This window comes from Chryseobacterium ginsengisoli (assembly GCF_039542325.1).
GTDB lineage: Bacteria > Bacteroidota > Bacteroidia > Flavobacteriales > Weeksellaceae > Chryseobacterium > Chryseobacterium ginsengisoli.
Map to the genome: position 1 here is coordinate 1 of NZ_BAABHX010000001.1, position 15354 is coordinate 15354.

At 30.2% G+C, this 15354-nt stretch carries 20 protein-coding genes; 8 read left to right on the forward strand and 12 right to left on the reverse strand.

The genetic code is table 11. The features are described 5' to 3' along the window. Window positions 1–703 precede the first annotated feature (703 nt). From ABD940_RS00005 to ABD940_RS00035, 7 genes are all read left to right on the forward strand, one after another. Window positions 704–1123: a helix-turn-helix domain-containing protein gene (locus ABD940_RS00005; protein WP_345199443.1), complete on the forward strand. Its 420-nt coding sequence runs from the start codon at window positions 704–706 to the stop codon at window positions 1121–1123. Next, a complete protein-coding gene (locus tag ABD940_RS00010; protein WP_345199445.1) occupies window positions 1099–1434 on the forward strand; it encodes a helix-turn-helix domain-containing protein in 336 nt (111 codons plus the stop codon). The genes ABD940_RS00005 and ABD940_RS00010 overlap by 25 nt, the downstream gene beginning before the upstream one ends. Before the next feature lie 59 nt (window positions 1435–1493). Further along, on the forward strand, window positions 1494–2129 hold the full coding sequence (locus ABD940_RS00015) for a hypothetical protein (RefSeq protein ID WP_345199447.1): 636 nt from the start codon (window positions 1494–1496) through the stop codon (window positions 2127–2129). Window positions 2130–2142: 13 nt separating this feature from the next. Continuing rightward, on the forward strand, window positions 2143–2778 hold the full coding sequence (locus ABD940_RS00020; protein ID WP_345199448.1) for a hypothetical protein: 636 nt from the start codon (window positions 2143–2145) through the stop codon (window positions 2776–2778). 6 nt (window positions 2779–2784) lie between these two features. Next, on the forward strand, window positions 2785–3447 hold the full coding sequence (locus tag ABD940_RS00025; protein WP_345199450.1) for a hypothetical protein: 663 nt from the start codon (window positions 2785–2787) through the stop codon (window positions 3445–3447). Between the two features lie 603 nt (window positions 3448–4050). Continuing rightward, window positions 4051–4560, forward strand: coding sequence for a helix-turn-helix transcriptional regulator (locus ABD940_RS00030; protein ID WP_345199452.1), 510 nt, complete (start codon window positions 4051–4053; stop codon window positions 4558–4560). 162 nt (window positions 4561–4722) lie between these two features. Continuing rightward, on the forward strand, window positions 4723–5754 hold the full coding sequence (locus tag ABD940_RS00035; protein WP_345199454.1) for a hypothetical protein: 1032 nt from the start codon (window positions 4723–4725) through the stop codon (window positions 5752–5754). Window positions 5755–6250: 496 nt separating this feature from the next. Here ABD940_RS00035 and ABD940_RS00040 read toward each other — a convergent pair whose 3' ends face one another. From ABD940_RS00040 to ABD940_RS00070, 7 genes are all read right to left on the reverse strand, one after another. Next, window positions 6251–6922, reverse strand: coding sequence for a hypothetical protein (locus tag ABD940_RS00040; protein ID WP_345199456.1), 672 nt, complete (start codon window positions 6920–6922; stop codon window positions 6251–6253). 120 nt (window positions 6923–7042) lie between these two features. Continuing rightward, entirely contained in the window at window positions 7043–7432 is a 390-nt protein-coding gene (locus ABD940_RS00045; protein ID WP_345199458.1) for a hypothetical protein, read from the reverse strand. Between the two features lie 250 nt (window positions 7433–7682). Next, entirely contained in the window at window positions 7683–8093 is a 411-nt protein-coding gene (locus tag ABD940_RS00050; protein ID WP_345199460.1) for a 5-fold beta-flower protein, read from the reverse strand. Window positions 8094–8103: 10 nt separating this feature from the next. Next, window positions 8104–8556, reverse strand: a complete 453-nt coding sequence (locus ABD940_RS00055; protein WP_345199462.1) for a hypothetical protein — start codon at window positions 8554–8556, stop codon at window positions 8104–8106. 10 nt (window positions 8557–8566) lie between these two features. Next, a complete protein-coding gene (locus tag ABD940_RS00060; protein WP_345199463.1) occupies window positions 8567–8830 on the reverse strand; it encodes a hypothetical protein in 264 nt (87 codons plus the stop codon). A gap of 124 nt (window positions 8831–8954) precedes the next feature. Further along, window positions 8955–9422, reverse strand: a complete 468-nt coding sequence (locus ABD940_RS00065; protein ID WP_345199465.1) for a hypothetical protein — start codon at window positions 9420–9422, stop codon at window positions 8955–8957. Window positions 9423–9442: 20 nt separating this feature from the next. After that, a complete protein-coding gene (locus ABD940_RS00070; protein ID WP_345199467.1) occupies window positions 9443–9967 on the reverse strand; it encodes a hypothetical protein in 525 nt (174 codons plus the stop codon). A 344-nt stretch (window positions 9968–10311) separates the two neighbouring features. Here ABD940_RS00070 and ABD940_RS00075 point away from each other — a divergent pair, with 344 nt between their 5' ends. Next, on the forward strand, window positions 10312–11361 hold the full coding sequence (locus ABD940_RS00075; RefSeq protein ID WP_345199469.1) for a hypothetical protein: 1050 nt from the start codon (window positions 10312–10314) through the stop codon (window positions 11359–11361). Window positions 11362–11422: 61 nt separating this feature from the next. Here ABD940_RS00075 and ABD940_RS00080 read toward each other — a convergent pair whose 3' ends face one another. The 5 genes from ABD940_RS00080 to ABD940_RS00100 all read right to left on the reverse strand — a co-directional run bounded on the left by ABD940_RS00080 (window position 11423) and on the right by ABD940_RS00100 (window position 15255). After that, complete coding sequence (locus tag ABD940_RS00080; protein WP_345199470.1) at window positions 11423–11962, reverse strand: hypothetical protein; 540 nt, start codon at window positions 11960–11962, stop codon at window positions 11423–11425. A gap of 46 nt (window positions 11963–12008) precedes the next feature. After that, window positions 12009–12446 (reverse strand): hypothetical protein, encoded by a 438-nt coding sequence (locus tag ABD940_RS00085; protein WP_345199473.1) that lies wholly within the window; start codon window positions 12444–12446, stop codon window positions 12009–12011. 5 nt (window positions 12447–12451) lie between these two features. Further along, window positions 12452–12901, reverse strand: coding sequence for a hypothetical protein (locus ABD940_RS00090; protein ID WP_345199475.1), 450 nt, complete (start codon window positions 12899–12901; stop codon window positions 12452–12454). 107 nt (window positions 12902–13008) lie between these two features. Continuing rightward, complete coding sequence (locus tag ABD940_RS00095; RefSeq protein ID WP_345199478.1) at window positions 13009–13245, reverse strand: hypothetical protein; 237 nt, start codon at window positions 13243–13245, stop codon at window positions 13009–13011. Between the two features lie 81 nt (window positions 13246–13326). Then, window positions 13327–15255: a leucine-rich repeat domain-containing protein gene (locus tag ABD940_RS00100; RefSeq protein ID WP_345199480.1), complete on the reverse strand. Its 1929-nt coding sequence runs from the start codon at window positions 15253–15255 to the stop codon at window positions 13327–13329. Window positions 15256–15354 lie beyond the last annotated feature (99 nt).

Below are 15354 nucleotides of genomic sequence, written 5' to 3' on the forward strand. Positions count from 1 at the left end.
AAGGCGTGTTGATTTTGGAATCAGCCAATAAGGCGTTGATTTTACCTAAAGTCAATGATCCTGTTGCCAATATGAAAAGTCCCATCGCGGGAACCATATGTTATGATACAGTGAGCAAAACAATGGCTGTATTTGACGGGCTAAAATGGAGCTTCTGGAAATAAAATCTCTTTAATATTAATTTTTAAGGTCGGTACAATTGTGCCGACTTTTTTATTATACTATTCTTTATAGAAAATTACTTATTGATGTTTCAATTTTCTTTTCAATATATCCAAAGAGTCATTTAGAGAATTTTTGCGGGGTACCCCTTATAGTGCTTTTCAAAAAATAACTTATGTAAAATTTTAATTTACAATCGTTTAACAAATTACAGTGAAATTAAAAATTCCATTTATATTTTATTTTTTTGATTGTCCTAATGGATTAATTTTGCCACAGTAATTTATTAAGTTTAGCAATCTATAAGTTATAGAAAGTCTGAATCAATTTTCAATTCTTCCCAAAAGACATTGCAAAACCTAATAGTTAATTAAAAAAAACACTTATAAAATGATAATAGAAATATTTTATAAAAGACTACTCTATTTTCTAATAACAGAGGATTTTTTAACTAAAGAATTTATAGTCTTTAACACAAATGATGAAAATATTTTCAAATAGTCAAAACACGTTTTTGATTATTCAACAATGACTTAATCACATGAATTTCAAAGATATTAATATTGGTTTAATGCTTCATAAACGAGCCTTAGAATGTGAAATAGAAATGTCACGGCTTTGTAAATTTTTCGGTTGTTCCGAACAGGATATTTTAGACATGTATACTGTTAAAAGTCTTGATTGTGAGATTCTTTTAAAATGGAGTCGCATTTTAGAGTATGATTTTTTCAGAATTTACACTCAAAATCTTATTCTTTATTCTCCTCCTTCAGCAATCATTACAAACGATAAAGAAAGTTCTCAGATGCCCTATTTCCGTAAAAATATTTATACAAAAGAGGTCATTAATTTTATTCTTGAACTTATCGAGAGCGGAGAAAAAACAAAAAATCAGATTATTGAAGAGTACAACATTCCAAAAACTACTTTATACAAATGGATAGAGAAAAACAGAAAATAAGCCAGCCTTTTTACAAAAAAATATATTCTGATATTCTTAGCAGAAAATTTCCTGAAAAGATGAATGAATGCAAATCTATACTATCCAAAAAAGAATTAAGCGTTTTGGATATCATTCAGCTCAACCAAAAGATTTTTGGATATAATGAGATAACATCTGATAACCAGCGTCTTCGTTCTTATGACGATCAATCTATTTTAAAAATTCTGGAATATCAGAAAGAATACAATTTAAATAATACCCAATTATCAATCCATTTCAAATTGAGCAGAAATACGATCGCAAAATGGAAAAATAATTTTAAAATCTAATATTTCATTCATTTTCAAGCAGATATTAACTAAAAATACATTTTTTAACACAAAAATTAATGAACAAAATTATTTCAACAGTACTGTTTCTCGGTATCAGTCTTTTAGCACATGCTCAAAATGCAGGAAGTATCGGCATCAACACGGCTACTCCTGAAAAGGAATTAACGGTGAATGGCACTATGAAGACATCCGGAATGACCTTAAAGGATCCTCTGGAAAAACTGGGAGCAGATGAAAATTATTCTTTTTTAATAAAATCTCCGGCTCCTCAAAACAAGATCACATCTTACAACGATTCTTTTGTACCTACTACTCCGGCGCCAATTAATCTTATTCAGTTTAAAATTACCTGTAATAAAAACGATAAAGATTGGGTAGATGAATTTGATACTAAAATTAATTCAGATAAATTTTTAGTTATCGTTGCTTCCCATGGATTTACACAACCTGTATATACAGTAACTGAAAATTGGATTACTCCTATGCACGCTATTTTTGCCTATAGTTCAAATGGTACATGGAAGCTTAAAGCAGATTATGTAGGGTTCTCAACGGATGATTCTCTTCCAAAGGGTGTATGGACGCTTAATTTATTAGTTTTTGATAAAGCTTATGCGAAAGAATTCAATTTTGCTCAGACCGTTAACAATACTACTGGAACTGGTTCCGCAGCAGCTCCTTTAATTCAATAATTCAAAATACATCATGAAAAAAATAACCACATTTTTATTTTTAATTGGTACTTATTTTTGTATCAACGCACAGGTTGGAATAAATACAGCAAACCCTCAAGGAACTTTGGATGTAAAGGGAGCAACTTTGGTAGAATCTTATGTAATTGATACTACAAATTCATACGCTACAGGTACTTATTATCTTCTTACACGTTCAAAGGATACAACACCGGTAGGAAAAGTAAAACTTCTTGATATTGCTCTCCGAAACGTAGCACCTGTTAATACCTATAATATTATTCTTAAAAACGTCCGTGAAGATGATGTTGTTAGCTTAAATACAGGACTGGAAACAGGAAAGTACATTGTTGCCATTACTGGTGCGGTTTTCACAGACGCAACACCGGGAGTAATTACGACAACACCTTACCAATCATTTGGAGCGTATTCTACGGAAGTAACTTCTGTGACAAGTGCAGGAAAAACTTATAATGCCATTAATTTAAGCTTTCAGGGAGCAGGTACAACTTCTGCCCAAAACGGAACATGGTCGCTTACTCTTTGTGTTTATGAAAAAGCACTTGTAAAAGACTGGGGAACTTACACAGGAAGTGTAAATAATACATTTACAGGAGTATCAACCAACACACCAATAGGACTTCAATAAAAAATCATGAAAAGAAAAATTTATAGTGTAATAATTGTTTTTGCCGGATTGTTCATTAATGCTCAGAATGCAAAAGTAGGAATCAAAACAGCAACACCCACAGAAACACTAGATGTAAACGGAACAAGCTCTACCAATACTTTATATCTTAGAAATCCCGGAGAACCCGACAAAACAGGCGGACATTTTCTTGCCACTTCTAAAAACTCACTGGATCTCTACGATCCAACACTTGAAAGCAGCGGGTTGTTTAATTATATAAAACTTACTATTTCCGGAGTTCCTGCTACGGGAATTACAGATTATGATACAAAAATAGATGCTACCAAATTTTTAGTGGTGGTACATAACTATTCTTTCCAGCTTAATAACGGCTCTCCGAAAGTTGCTCTTGATTATGGAAACAATGGCATTAATGATAAAAAACAAGGATCTCCCAATATCAATACTTTCAGAAGTAACGGAACATGGCACATCAGAGCAAACTTTATAAACAGCAAATTAATGGACTATATGAATCCGGATGGTACTTATAATAATTTTAAAGTAGATTTATATTTAATGGCATACAAATATCTTATCACGAAGCAAAATATCGATGACACACCAAAAGACCTTGGTGGAACCAATGGTTCAACCCAGGCTTTAAGTAAACCTTCCGGATTTTAATACGTTACATACAGTATTTCATTTTAAGATGAATTACAATTCACATTCTCTTAAAAAAGGCTGAAAAGCCTTTTTTTTATAATCAAAAACAAATTATTGATAATCAGCCACTTGATCCAGTCAAGGTAAAACAAGGGTTTGCTTGAGGGTTTTTGAGTGATGTTTAATTCTCGCGTAAAATACCATAATTATATGTTTGCCATAAATTATTTCGTAAAACCTCTCATAAAACATACAACTCCGAATAGAAAAAAGCACATGCAGGAAAAAATCACAACCGCAGAATCAAAATTATTATCCAAAACAGTCATCACACTTTCTATTATTTTCTTTTTTATATCCGTCGCAGATTTCTTTTTTAGCAGCAAGAGAATGCTATTGTATCCTACATTATTTGTTTTAATATTTAATCTGGTTATGCTATTTAATATTCATAGTCCATACAGAGAAAAATTAAAATTTGCGGATATGATTATTTTGACCATCTATTTTTCTTTTTTGTGTCATTATTTTTTTTTGGACTTATTTTTTGTACCCGTCTTTTGCCTGTTATTTATTTACTCTCTCCTGTTATTCAGTGGTTTAAAAAGAATTATTCTATACATGTTTATCACTGTGAGTATCACGTTCCTTTTGTTTCTTTTCAGGGAGAAAAATAATACATTAAGATCTTTTGGAGACAGTAATTTGTATGTTGGCTATTTACGCGCGACAGCTACTTTTGCTATTGGATTACTTTTCTATTATATCATTAATTTTTGGCTTAAAACAAAATCACCCGGAGAAACAATTACAATAAATAAAACAGACAATCATCCGGTAGCAACTTTAATCGACATTTTTGAATCTATCAACAGAAAAGATAATTCTTTCATGCCTTTATTTCTGACAACCAATTCTGTTTTCGTGAATAAAGTTAAAGAGATCTGTCCTAAAATTAATGATACAGAACTTGAAGTTTGCGCTTTAATAAAACTTGGATTAACAACGAAAGAAATTGCCATAGCTACAAATTCTACTTACAAAGCGATAGAATCAATCAAATACAGACTTAGAAAAAAAATGAATTTAGAATCCAGCATCAATCTTATGCTGTTCTTTAATGAAATGTAATATATTAAAACATCTATCTGTCAACACTTTATAAAATTGATGGATAATGAGGGGCTTCCCAAAGTGTTATAAAGTGTCTGTTTATTCTGCCTGTTTTCTTAATCATAATAATTTCGCCGACTGAAATAATACTTAAGATTTAAGTAAAAAAATATTTTAGAAATGAAAAAAATATTATTATCAACTACATTATTACTATCAGTTGCAATGCATTCTCAGGTTGGAATAGGCACATCTTCTCCCAATTCATCTGCAATGTTGGACGTCTTCTCTTCTAATAAAGGAGTTTTGGTTCCGAGAGTGGCTCTTGCAAGTTCAACAGATCAAACAACCATTCTTTCGCCGGCAACGGGTTTGCTTGCTTATAATACTGGTGTTGCCGGATTGAATTTTAACGGCTATGTCTATTGGAATGGCTTTGAATGGAGATCATTTGATGATAAATCAATAGTAAATCCTACAATTACAGGTTTAACCTGCTCTGCTTCAAGCATTTTTCCATCAACCTTTATTGCAGGTGTATCATACAGCGGAACCCTGACTGTGCCTTATACAGGAGGAAACGGAGGAAAGTATAACTCTCCTGCAACATTTACCCAAAACGGATTAACTTTTAGTTTGAATGCGGGAAATCTTAACAGTGGAAACGGAAGTATAACCTATTCTGTAAATGGAACTCCGGATTTCAACTCACCTAGTACGATATCTGTGCCTATCAATTTTTTAGGAAATTCATGTAGTGTTATTATTGGTCAGAATTCATCAGTAGCTAATCTTCAGTATGTAAGAAATGTAATTTCCCCGATTGATACAAATACACCTACAAACTCTATTACTACCATCGGCAACTTATCCATAAGATATAACGGAACAACTCCTACTGTTTCCAATTTGCAGTACAGAATCAACGGATTAAATCAAAGAACATCAGTTTGGTACTGGAAAGGAGGTACAGGAGGATCATGGTTTACCTATTATGCTCAGAACGATATAAATGCAAATACATGGAAGGACTTTCCGGCTGATTTTAATGTTGGAAACAGAGACTCTGCGCAGGCGACTATCAGTTTATTTGACAATAAGCAGGTATACAGAGTTACAGTAGTAGCCAATCCTAATTTATCAGCAAACGGAGTATTTCCGGCTCTGATATCTTCCATTACCATTTTCGTTGAATTGCTAAGTCCACAGTAAAAATGAAAATTATTAAAAGATTCTAAACACACAAAATGATAAACTAAATTGCAGAATGTGAAGGCGATCCCTTTTTATATTGCTTTTTTAGAAGAACATTTTCATACACTCAGGCTTTGTATAAAATAAGTTTGATTAAATAATTGAAAATGATAAAATTGTTCTGTAAAAGCTTTCACTTCTGCAATATTTGCTGCACTACCCTTCTCATCTCTTTCAATTATATTGAGTTTTTCATTAAAATTTTACTAAAAATATCTTCCTGCAACATTTATATAAACTTATATAAATCAATTATATAACTATATTGCTTTTAAATATTATTGTTTGAAAAAAATCTAATATTTATAATATAAAAACGCCAACATTATCTGTTGACGTTCTTGGGTTTTTAGTTATATTTTATGACTTAAATATATAATTTTGAATACTTTTGTTTAAAATCCAGATAAAATTCAAAAAATTTATTTTTCTCCATAAGAAAAAAAGATATTTCTTACTTTGTTTTATCAATAATCTGTCTGAAAAGGTTGTCCTGAACCTGATTTCCCGGCAGTGTTTTTGGGAAAGCATATAATCCGTAAACAACTTCTCCATATTTAACTCGAGTCGGAATTTCATCATTAATATCTACAAACGTTCTGAATGTGTAAGTTTCCGGTACAAAGAACAATGAACCGCCATTATAAAATTTTTCAATTCTAAGTTTTTTATGTTGAGTTCCCACTGCATTCGACATGTAATCTGCAAATGAATTTCCTTCATACAAAGCATTAAGATTCACTATTGCATAAATTTTATCCATAGCAAGATCAAATCGATACAATTGATAATTTGATTCTTTCGGATTTTTAAGCTTGATTTTATATTCCGTGGAATTGTATAAATTATTGTCAGATTTCCAGACACTTACCTTATAATTTCCTTCCGGAACTTTTTCAATTACTGTTTTATTGGGTTCGACAGTACGGTTAACAGTATAAGTATCGGATAGTTGTCCATTTTCTTTAATTCGCTCTAATGTTACTGATTTAATTTCTTTACTGGAATTTAAAAAAGCAATGGTTTGAGTAGGAGCATTATTCCATTTTTCTATCGTAACACCAACTACACAAATAATGAATAAAAGAACAAATATAAGACAGCCAATTTTAAAGACCTTATTCATTCTTACAAGCACTTATCACATTCATTACCAATTGCTTATTTTCTTCTTTTTCATTTTTAAGAAGAATAGATTTTAGTACGTAAGCTATAATGGCTCCCGGAATTAACCCAATTAATCCTCCTAAACCCGCTGCGATTTTATAACCCGGTAAAAATGCCAAAGGCTCAAATGATTTCCTCCCATATAAGCTCCGATCGTCATAAAAAGGATTGATATACCATAAATTATGATAGAACCCATTTTAGAAGATTCGTCTACCTCTACTGAAAGAACTTCCGGCTGTGTTTTCTCCCATTTTAAAATAACTTCCGCTCCAATTTTATTTCCCTTTCTAATTTTGATTGTATGGGTCCAATCTTTATCAAACAAACCAAATTCGTCTGCAGTGACAGAGTAAGAACTTCCGAACTGATTTTTAAGTTTGGTCATTAAATTAGAAGCCTCGTTTTTTAGAATTGTTTCCTTATCACCATTATTTTCTAATGAATAAATGATCTGATTGTTTTCCATGTTTTTAAATTTTATAGTTATTATTTTTTTGTTTTTATTTCTTCCAAAATATTTTTAATCTTGAAAAATTTATTTCTGATTAAATAATCTGTATCGTTTTTCTTTAAAATCTTATAAATCAATTATCTTCTTGTAATTGCATCCAATTTCATTACCTTAATTTTAAATTTCAATAGGCAAAATAAAACTACTGATATACTTCGGAAAGCATATCAATAGTTTTAAATAATCGTGTAGTTATAAATGTCTATTAATTTAATTTAAAGAAGAAAAATGCGACGGCTGCCCATTCTTTTTTAATTCCGCTAGCATAGCCAACAGTACCGTGACTGCCATTTTCTACTGTTCCGTTATCTTTGATATAACCGATAGTTGAATGACTGCTGTTTTCTACTGTTCCGTCTTTTTTAACATAACCAACTGTAGAACCACTTTTGTTTTCGATAGTTCCATCACTTTTGATACGACCAATCGTACCGTGACTTTTATTTTCAATAGAACCATCGCTTTTGATGTATCCTACCGTGGAATGGCTGCTGTTTTCTATCGTTCCGTCCGATTTGATGTAGCCTGCTGTATTACGGCTTCCTGATTCAATAGTTTGTGCGCTTGCGAATGAAATGCCGGCTAAAACGACAGCAAAAGTTAATAGTTTTTTCATAAATTTATATTTAATTAAAATTAAAGTCATTAAGAGTGACAAAACAAGCATCGATTTTTATGGGCTTTCCTACCGGATTTAAAGCTTGTAAATCGTCATTATCCTCATTAGTTAATTCTGATAAAAATTCTTCTTCCGAATTAGCAGTCCCGAAAACAATCCACGGTTTCCCGAAATCTGTCTCCATATAATATACCGGAACTTGCGATTCTCCAAATTCTGAATAAAAAATTTCGCCAATCGGAAAACCTTGTAGCTCTCCGATACGTTCAAAATTACTGCAACTGTAACGTTTTCCGATACATTTTAAAAGTTCTGAACGTTGTTTCGATTCGATTTCCCAACTGTTATCTTCATCACTTTGGGATGCATTATTAAAATCAGGAAGAACGGTTCTTAATACAAAATATAGTTCGTTATCCGAAGATTTATAAATACTGAAAATATCTTGTTCGATTGCCATGAAAATTAATTTAAGTGCATTGGAAAAATTGTCTAATCAATCGTGTTTTTGGTGAAAAATAAAGATAATAACTTCCGAATACTCCACCGGAATATAATTTCGCTACAAATTCGGGAACGGAGAATTCCGGAATCAGAATCTTCTGTTCAATATATTTTTTATCTTTTTCTATTAAAGTTTCCGTTGGATAGCTTGTCAACATTCTGTCAGACTGAACAGAAACTGCATCAAAAGAACCCGTTTTTTTATAACTGGTAATTTTTCTTGTTTTCATTATGTTTTTTGAGTTTACAGGATATAGTCGGAAATATTCACTATCCTTTTATTATTAGTTTTTAATTTTTTTGCAATATAGGACGTTTCAAAGAAATTAAAATTATTTTTTCTGATAAATATTCTTATTTTAAATCCTCATAATTCAAGGAATATGAAAAGTATGCATCTCCATCTTCGTCAAGAATAAAAAATGTAACTCTGTTATTTTGAAAATAAACCATACATGGCATATTTGAATGTAAATAATTTTTTTCTCCTTCCGGATGTATAAATTCATTATTTTCATATTTAAAATTTACATACATATCCGAAGAATATTTTAACAAGGAAGGCAACATTTTATTTTGTTGCAGTTTTTTCAATGTGCTTTCAGAAATCACAGTGTAGTTGCATCTAGATAGTTCTGTATAAGGAAATTCCTCTTCTGCAAAAAACGGAAGCTCATCGTCTATTAGTTCTTTTATCAATGCATTAATTGTTTCTAAAGAATGATCTCCCAACAAATATTTGTCGATCATCATTTGTGTATCATTATAATAAAATCCCGATTTAGAATTATTCAAATCTATCTGTGTTATACCTATTGCCATATTATTATTGAATGTTTTATTCATAAAGACAGAAGAATTTCTTCTATCTTCTCAATTTCCAATTTGTAAGTATCAACATTTATTCTTTTGTAAAGATTTTTACTTGCCTTTAGAAACTCTTTGATAAATTTATTTCTGTTTAAACAAAAGGAATTTTGATCTCCTATTTTAACATGTAAAAGTTCTTTTTCTTTTGTTAAAATAACTTCAACAGGCTGATCGGGGAAATAAAATTTTTCAGATTCCTGATTATTAATGATGATTTCATACAGAGAATTAATGAAATACGCACATAGCTGATCTATTAAATCCCAATACTTCAAACCGATGAGCCCTTTCCCATAACATGTTACGGACACAGCGCCATCTATATAAAAACTGTTTTCAGAAAAGTAATCTCTCAGTTCATTTTCATCCAATTCATTAAAACGAAGAAAATACAATTTCCAATTCTCTGATATGTTATTTAAATCATCAATGACAATATTCTTCTTTTTCAAGAAAAATTCTATGTGAATTTCTTTATCTTGTTTTCCTGTGATCATATTATTTTTTTAATTAGCTATAAAATATTATTCGGAAAATTGATACTCATATTTTGTATGAATATTTACAGACAGAATTTCCTTTATATCAATAAATCGAATTCTATATCCCTCATATAAATCTTTAGCAAAAGTAGCATCTACGGCTTGTCCAATCACAAATTCTATATAGTTAAAGTAAAGTATCTTCATGTCAAATTTTATAAATCAGGAGAAATAATTTATCTTAAATTTTAGATGCAATATAATATTAATTTATTCTTTAATCATTTATTAGCGGGACTTTGTAAGCATAGAATATTAATTATTTTATTTACATTTGCCCGATTTAAAAAACAACTATCATGAGAACACGTAAACTATTTGTAGGATTATTAATAGCCTTTAGTCTTACTGCGACCGCACAGAGTAAGATAAATGAAAATAAGTACAACAAATTCATTAAAGGAGAAAAATACACCGAAGCATTAACCTATCTACAAGAAAAAGGAGTTGCAAACCCTGACAGCTATTGGTTTAACAAAGATGTAGACCAATTACTTACTTTTTGCTTTGATCCTAATTTTAACGATAACGAATACAACATGATAGTTTCGTATGCCAACAATAGCTTCAAAAATATGGATTATAAAGATAGAAGTTATTATGAAATGGGCGGCTGCTATTTTGTTAAAACAAATCATTATTTGTGGAAAGGAGATTATGAAAAGGCTGCACAAGCTTATAAGGAATCGTTGGAAAAATTAGAAAAATTTAAGAAAGAAAACGATCTGAATCCTGAAGGTACCAAGGCTATAAAAAGTGTAATCGAGAGGCTTTATTTAAGCGAAACAGAAGCTCATAAACTAGTAAAAACATTAAGAAATTTTGATGTAAATAATCTTAATTTATCTGAAGAACAAGCCTATGCAGCCAGACAACAGATAAAAGGGTTATTATCTAGCTATGATAAGCCCCGTAAAGTTTATTTTATCACTTATCAAAATTATTCTACCATGAATGACGGTTTTGCGAAGGAATATTTTGCAATACCTGATTATTTTCAAAATAATTTTTTCTATAACATGCCTAAGACTGTAAAAGATAAATATTTCCCTACTATCAATTTACTTTATCTTTTTAATAGTGATAAATATAAAACTAAAGAAGAGGAAACTCAACAATCAGAGCAAAGAAAGGCAGCGTTAATTAAAAAGTACGGAAAAAATTTCGGAGAAGCTGTTTTTGAGAAGAAAATTATTATCGGAATGACCAAAGCTATGCTGGAAGAAGGCTTTAATAAACCTAGAAGTGTAGATGTTTCTGAATATAGTGAGTATTGGACATGGTCTGACCTAATGGTTACCATCGATAAAAAAACGCAGAAAGTAACTAATATAACAAACTTAAGGTAAATTAAAAAAAGGCTTTTCTCACACTAAGAAAAGCCTTTTTCATCACGTATCAGGATATTATTTAACGTATTTTTTTCCAATTTCTGCTATCAATTTTAAAAGAATTATTCAGTATAAATTCTTTTACTTTGTCTAAATTTTGCAACCATATATAAGTTCCAGATAAATTTTCAACATTTCCGACAACGTATCCATAATCTATGAATTCAGATATTTTGGTCATCAATTTTTCATGTTGTTCTTCTTTAAATATAGTGTCGCTGCTTGCAAATCCGACATCAAAACCATAGAGATATTCATCATCCCATGTTAAGTAATTAATTGATAATGGCATACTAAAATCAGGATGTCTGTAAGACAGCAAACCCAATCCTTTCCATGAACAGACCAAATCTATTATTTGCTCATCATTCATTGATTCGTTCAGATAAATATGTTCTTTTTCTTCCCCGTTTCGGCTGTCGTTAAAAACTACTATTTCATACTCATCTTTTTCAAGTAAAACATTTATCGATTTCAATTTTTCATTAAAATCGATCATAAATGACCTTGGATCTTGTTTTTCTTTTAATAAAAAAAGTGTTACGTCAAAACTGCTCATTTTTCTTTGACTTTAGTTAATATTGAGTTTTTTTGTGTTGAGTTTTTTAATTTATTTGATCTAATATATTCTTCGGAATATAATCTTGTGGATTTTCATATTTTCCTGTCCATGTTTCATTCGGCAAATATGTTTCTACCTCAATATCGTCGAAAGCACTGATGTATCCTTTTGTATCAAAATCAATAAAAAACATTATTTCTGAGTATTCCTCTGAAAAATTTTCAATAATATTTTTTACTTCTGATATAGAAATTTTATCCTCTGAAATAGAAATAAAAAAAGGCTCCTGCTGATCATCAGTTACATTAAAAACATTATTCCTAAAAACATATTGACCATCATTTGAAATATAATCCGGATTGTATTTTTCGTGATTCAAAATCCACCATGCTATTGGCATTAAGTAAAATTGATAAGCATTATTACGTTTGATGCAACCCAGGATATAGTTTTCTTCTAATCTTTGCTTTATGCTTTTCATGTAATTTAAGTGTATGATTGTTCAATTTCTTTAATCCTTTTTAGGGCTTTAGGATTTTTACTTTGACTGTTAAGCCATTTGTTAAATACCTCTGTAAATTCCTCTTGAGTAGATTTGATGAAGTAGTCCATATTAAAGGAAAAATAGCAATATTCTTTTTTGTTATCATCAAACCAAGATATTTCTCCGTTATTATCTTTTAGTCCGATAAACAGCATTGGAATATCTGTACCTTTTAATTTAAAATAATGGTTTGAGAAATAATTCTCGGCTCTATCATAATACTCTATTTCTTCATTTAGGTCTTTAAAATCATTTTTCTCATATAAAATATCTCTGCAGTTTGCAATACATTTTTCATCTTCAAAATAAAATGGAAATGATTCTGTGAGTAATATGGACTTATTTTTTTGAAACCACTCATAAACTTCAAGAATATTCCATTCATGATTCACTATTTCAGTTATTGCTGACTGATCATTAAGTTTTAAAATAATTTCACCCCAAATCTCATATTCTGAATTGAGTTCATCTTATATGGATTTTGTGTGAACATGAAATATTACCTCCATGAATTCATTTCATAGTTTGTAAAGTTCATATTCATATCTTCAATTCTTTCTTCAAGCGCTTTAATACCTGTGTATAAATATTTTTCCTTTTCAGACTCGTTTAACGTATAAAGAACATCAAATCCCGGAGTGGGTTTAGGAATCGGAACAGATAATTGGATATTGTTGCCTTCTTCATAAACATAATAGTTCCAATCTTTTTTTTCTAATAGTTTTTTTTCGCTCATAGTTTAAACAATTTTTTGAATAGTATTAAACCCACATCTAATTTTCTATTACATAAAAATAATTTGATATTTACAGTCTTTTTAAATTCCAAATTCGTCCTTCTCCCAAATCCATAAATTAACCATTGGTAATCCACAATAAATGGCAATTTCCGGACGATCCAATTGCTCTTCAAGATTTAATTCGTAATTCTCTACTGCCAAGTTGACTTCCTTCAAATTTGGTAATGTATTCAAAACCAGAACATCCGTAACTTTTGTTCTGTATAAATCCAGACGCTCTAATTTTTTTAACGGTTCTAAAGCTGAAATATCGTTTACCTCATAGCTTTCCAATAATGTTAACCATTTCAAATTGGGAAATTTCGATATTTCTGTGAAATCAATATTATTTTGAATGCATGATAAATCTAATTTTTCAAGCGATGGTAAAGTTTCAATGGAAGACAAATTCTTAATTGCACTATTTTGCAAATCCAGAACTTTCAGCTTTTTCAGGGTTTTTAATTGCAGTTTCTTTATCCCTTCTAATTTCAAAAATTTTAAATTCGGAAACTGGCTCAGTCCATTCACCGCACAATCTTCATAACTGTAAAAACTCAATCTTTTCAGGGATTTCATTTTTGGAAGTGTATTAATATCACATTTTCCGTCACTGCTTATGTCCAAAGATTTTAAATGTTTCAAATGTTCAAATCCCGTACAACGTAAATTTGATTCACTGTAAATATTTAAAAACTCCAAGTTTTTCAGATTTCCCAAATCGATAATCTTCTTTGTTTTTTCTATCCTTATTTCTAATTTTTTTAATTTTTTAAAAGCAAGAATAGATTCCACAGTCTGTAACGAAATATTGTAACCTATTTTTAAAGATTCCAGTGCTGTAAATTTTTCGATGGGATAGTTTGTGGGTTTATCCTGAGATTCATAAAACTCCAGCTCTTTCAGCTGTTTTTTTAGAGGAAACAGTTTTGAAAAAATTCGGGTATCTTTACTATCTTTTCCAAAACCGTTTAATTCAAAACTTGTCAAATTAGGAAAATGCTTGAAATAACTATGTTTTTTAATCTCCGAATCTCTAATTTCTACGCTTTTGATTTGTTTAGCAATGGGTAAAAATGCATCTACATAAAACTTAGATTTATCAAATGTGAGATTATGTAACCTTTCAAATTTTTCCAGATTATCAATTGTCTTTCCTTTAAAATTGGTAAAATGTATATGATTAATATAATTTTTGAGCCCTAATACATTTTTTAAAGCAAGTGGCTTTTTACCTTTCACCAAAAAAACACAGGTAATTTTTTTATTAAAAGGATTTTTCAATTCCTTTTTATCTTCAACTATCGTATTATTATCAAATCCAATTTCTTCAAGCTCCTTAAGCTCCGAAATTCCCTCAAAGCTCCCTATACGGCAGTTTACAAAATCAATATCCCCTACCGATTTTTTAAAGGGTATAAAAGAAATATCTTCAAACTGCGAGTCGGAAACACTAATCCTGTAAATTGATTTCTCTTTTATTTTTCTTGGATGATAGGTGAGGGTTATTTTATCAAGATATAATGCAGAAATTCCTTCTATATTGCTTAGCTCTTGAATGTTTTCAATATGACAGTTTTCAATAGAAAAGCTATGGTGTCCTTTACTAACTGATGTAGGAAAGCAATTCAGCCCGCTTGCATCAAAATTCATATTAGAAAAATGAAGTTCACTTGGAAAATCTCTCGTTACCTCACAATCGTTGTTTGTGAACGCCACATTATCCAGATGAAAAGAATAACAATTATCCAACTTCAATAATTCTGAAAAATTGGAAATGGTAGAATCGCTGAGATACAATCTTCCTACATTACTGATCCAGGGCAAGATGATAGAAAAATCGTCAATTGTTAAATTTTTGAGTTCTATTCTTGATCTTGCATAATCTTCCCAAGGTTCTTCTCCTAAAATTTCTTTTAATCTTTTATATGCTTCTGATGTTTTATCTATTTGATGATCTTCTCTCATTTGTTCGCTGTTTAATTTTCTGAATGGTTATTTTATTTAAATATTAATTTTTTTTCATTCTCGGCAAAAATTTTCTTCTGAAATTTCTACAGCAATTTT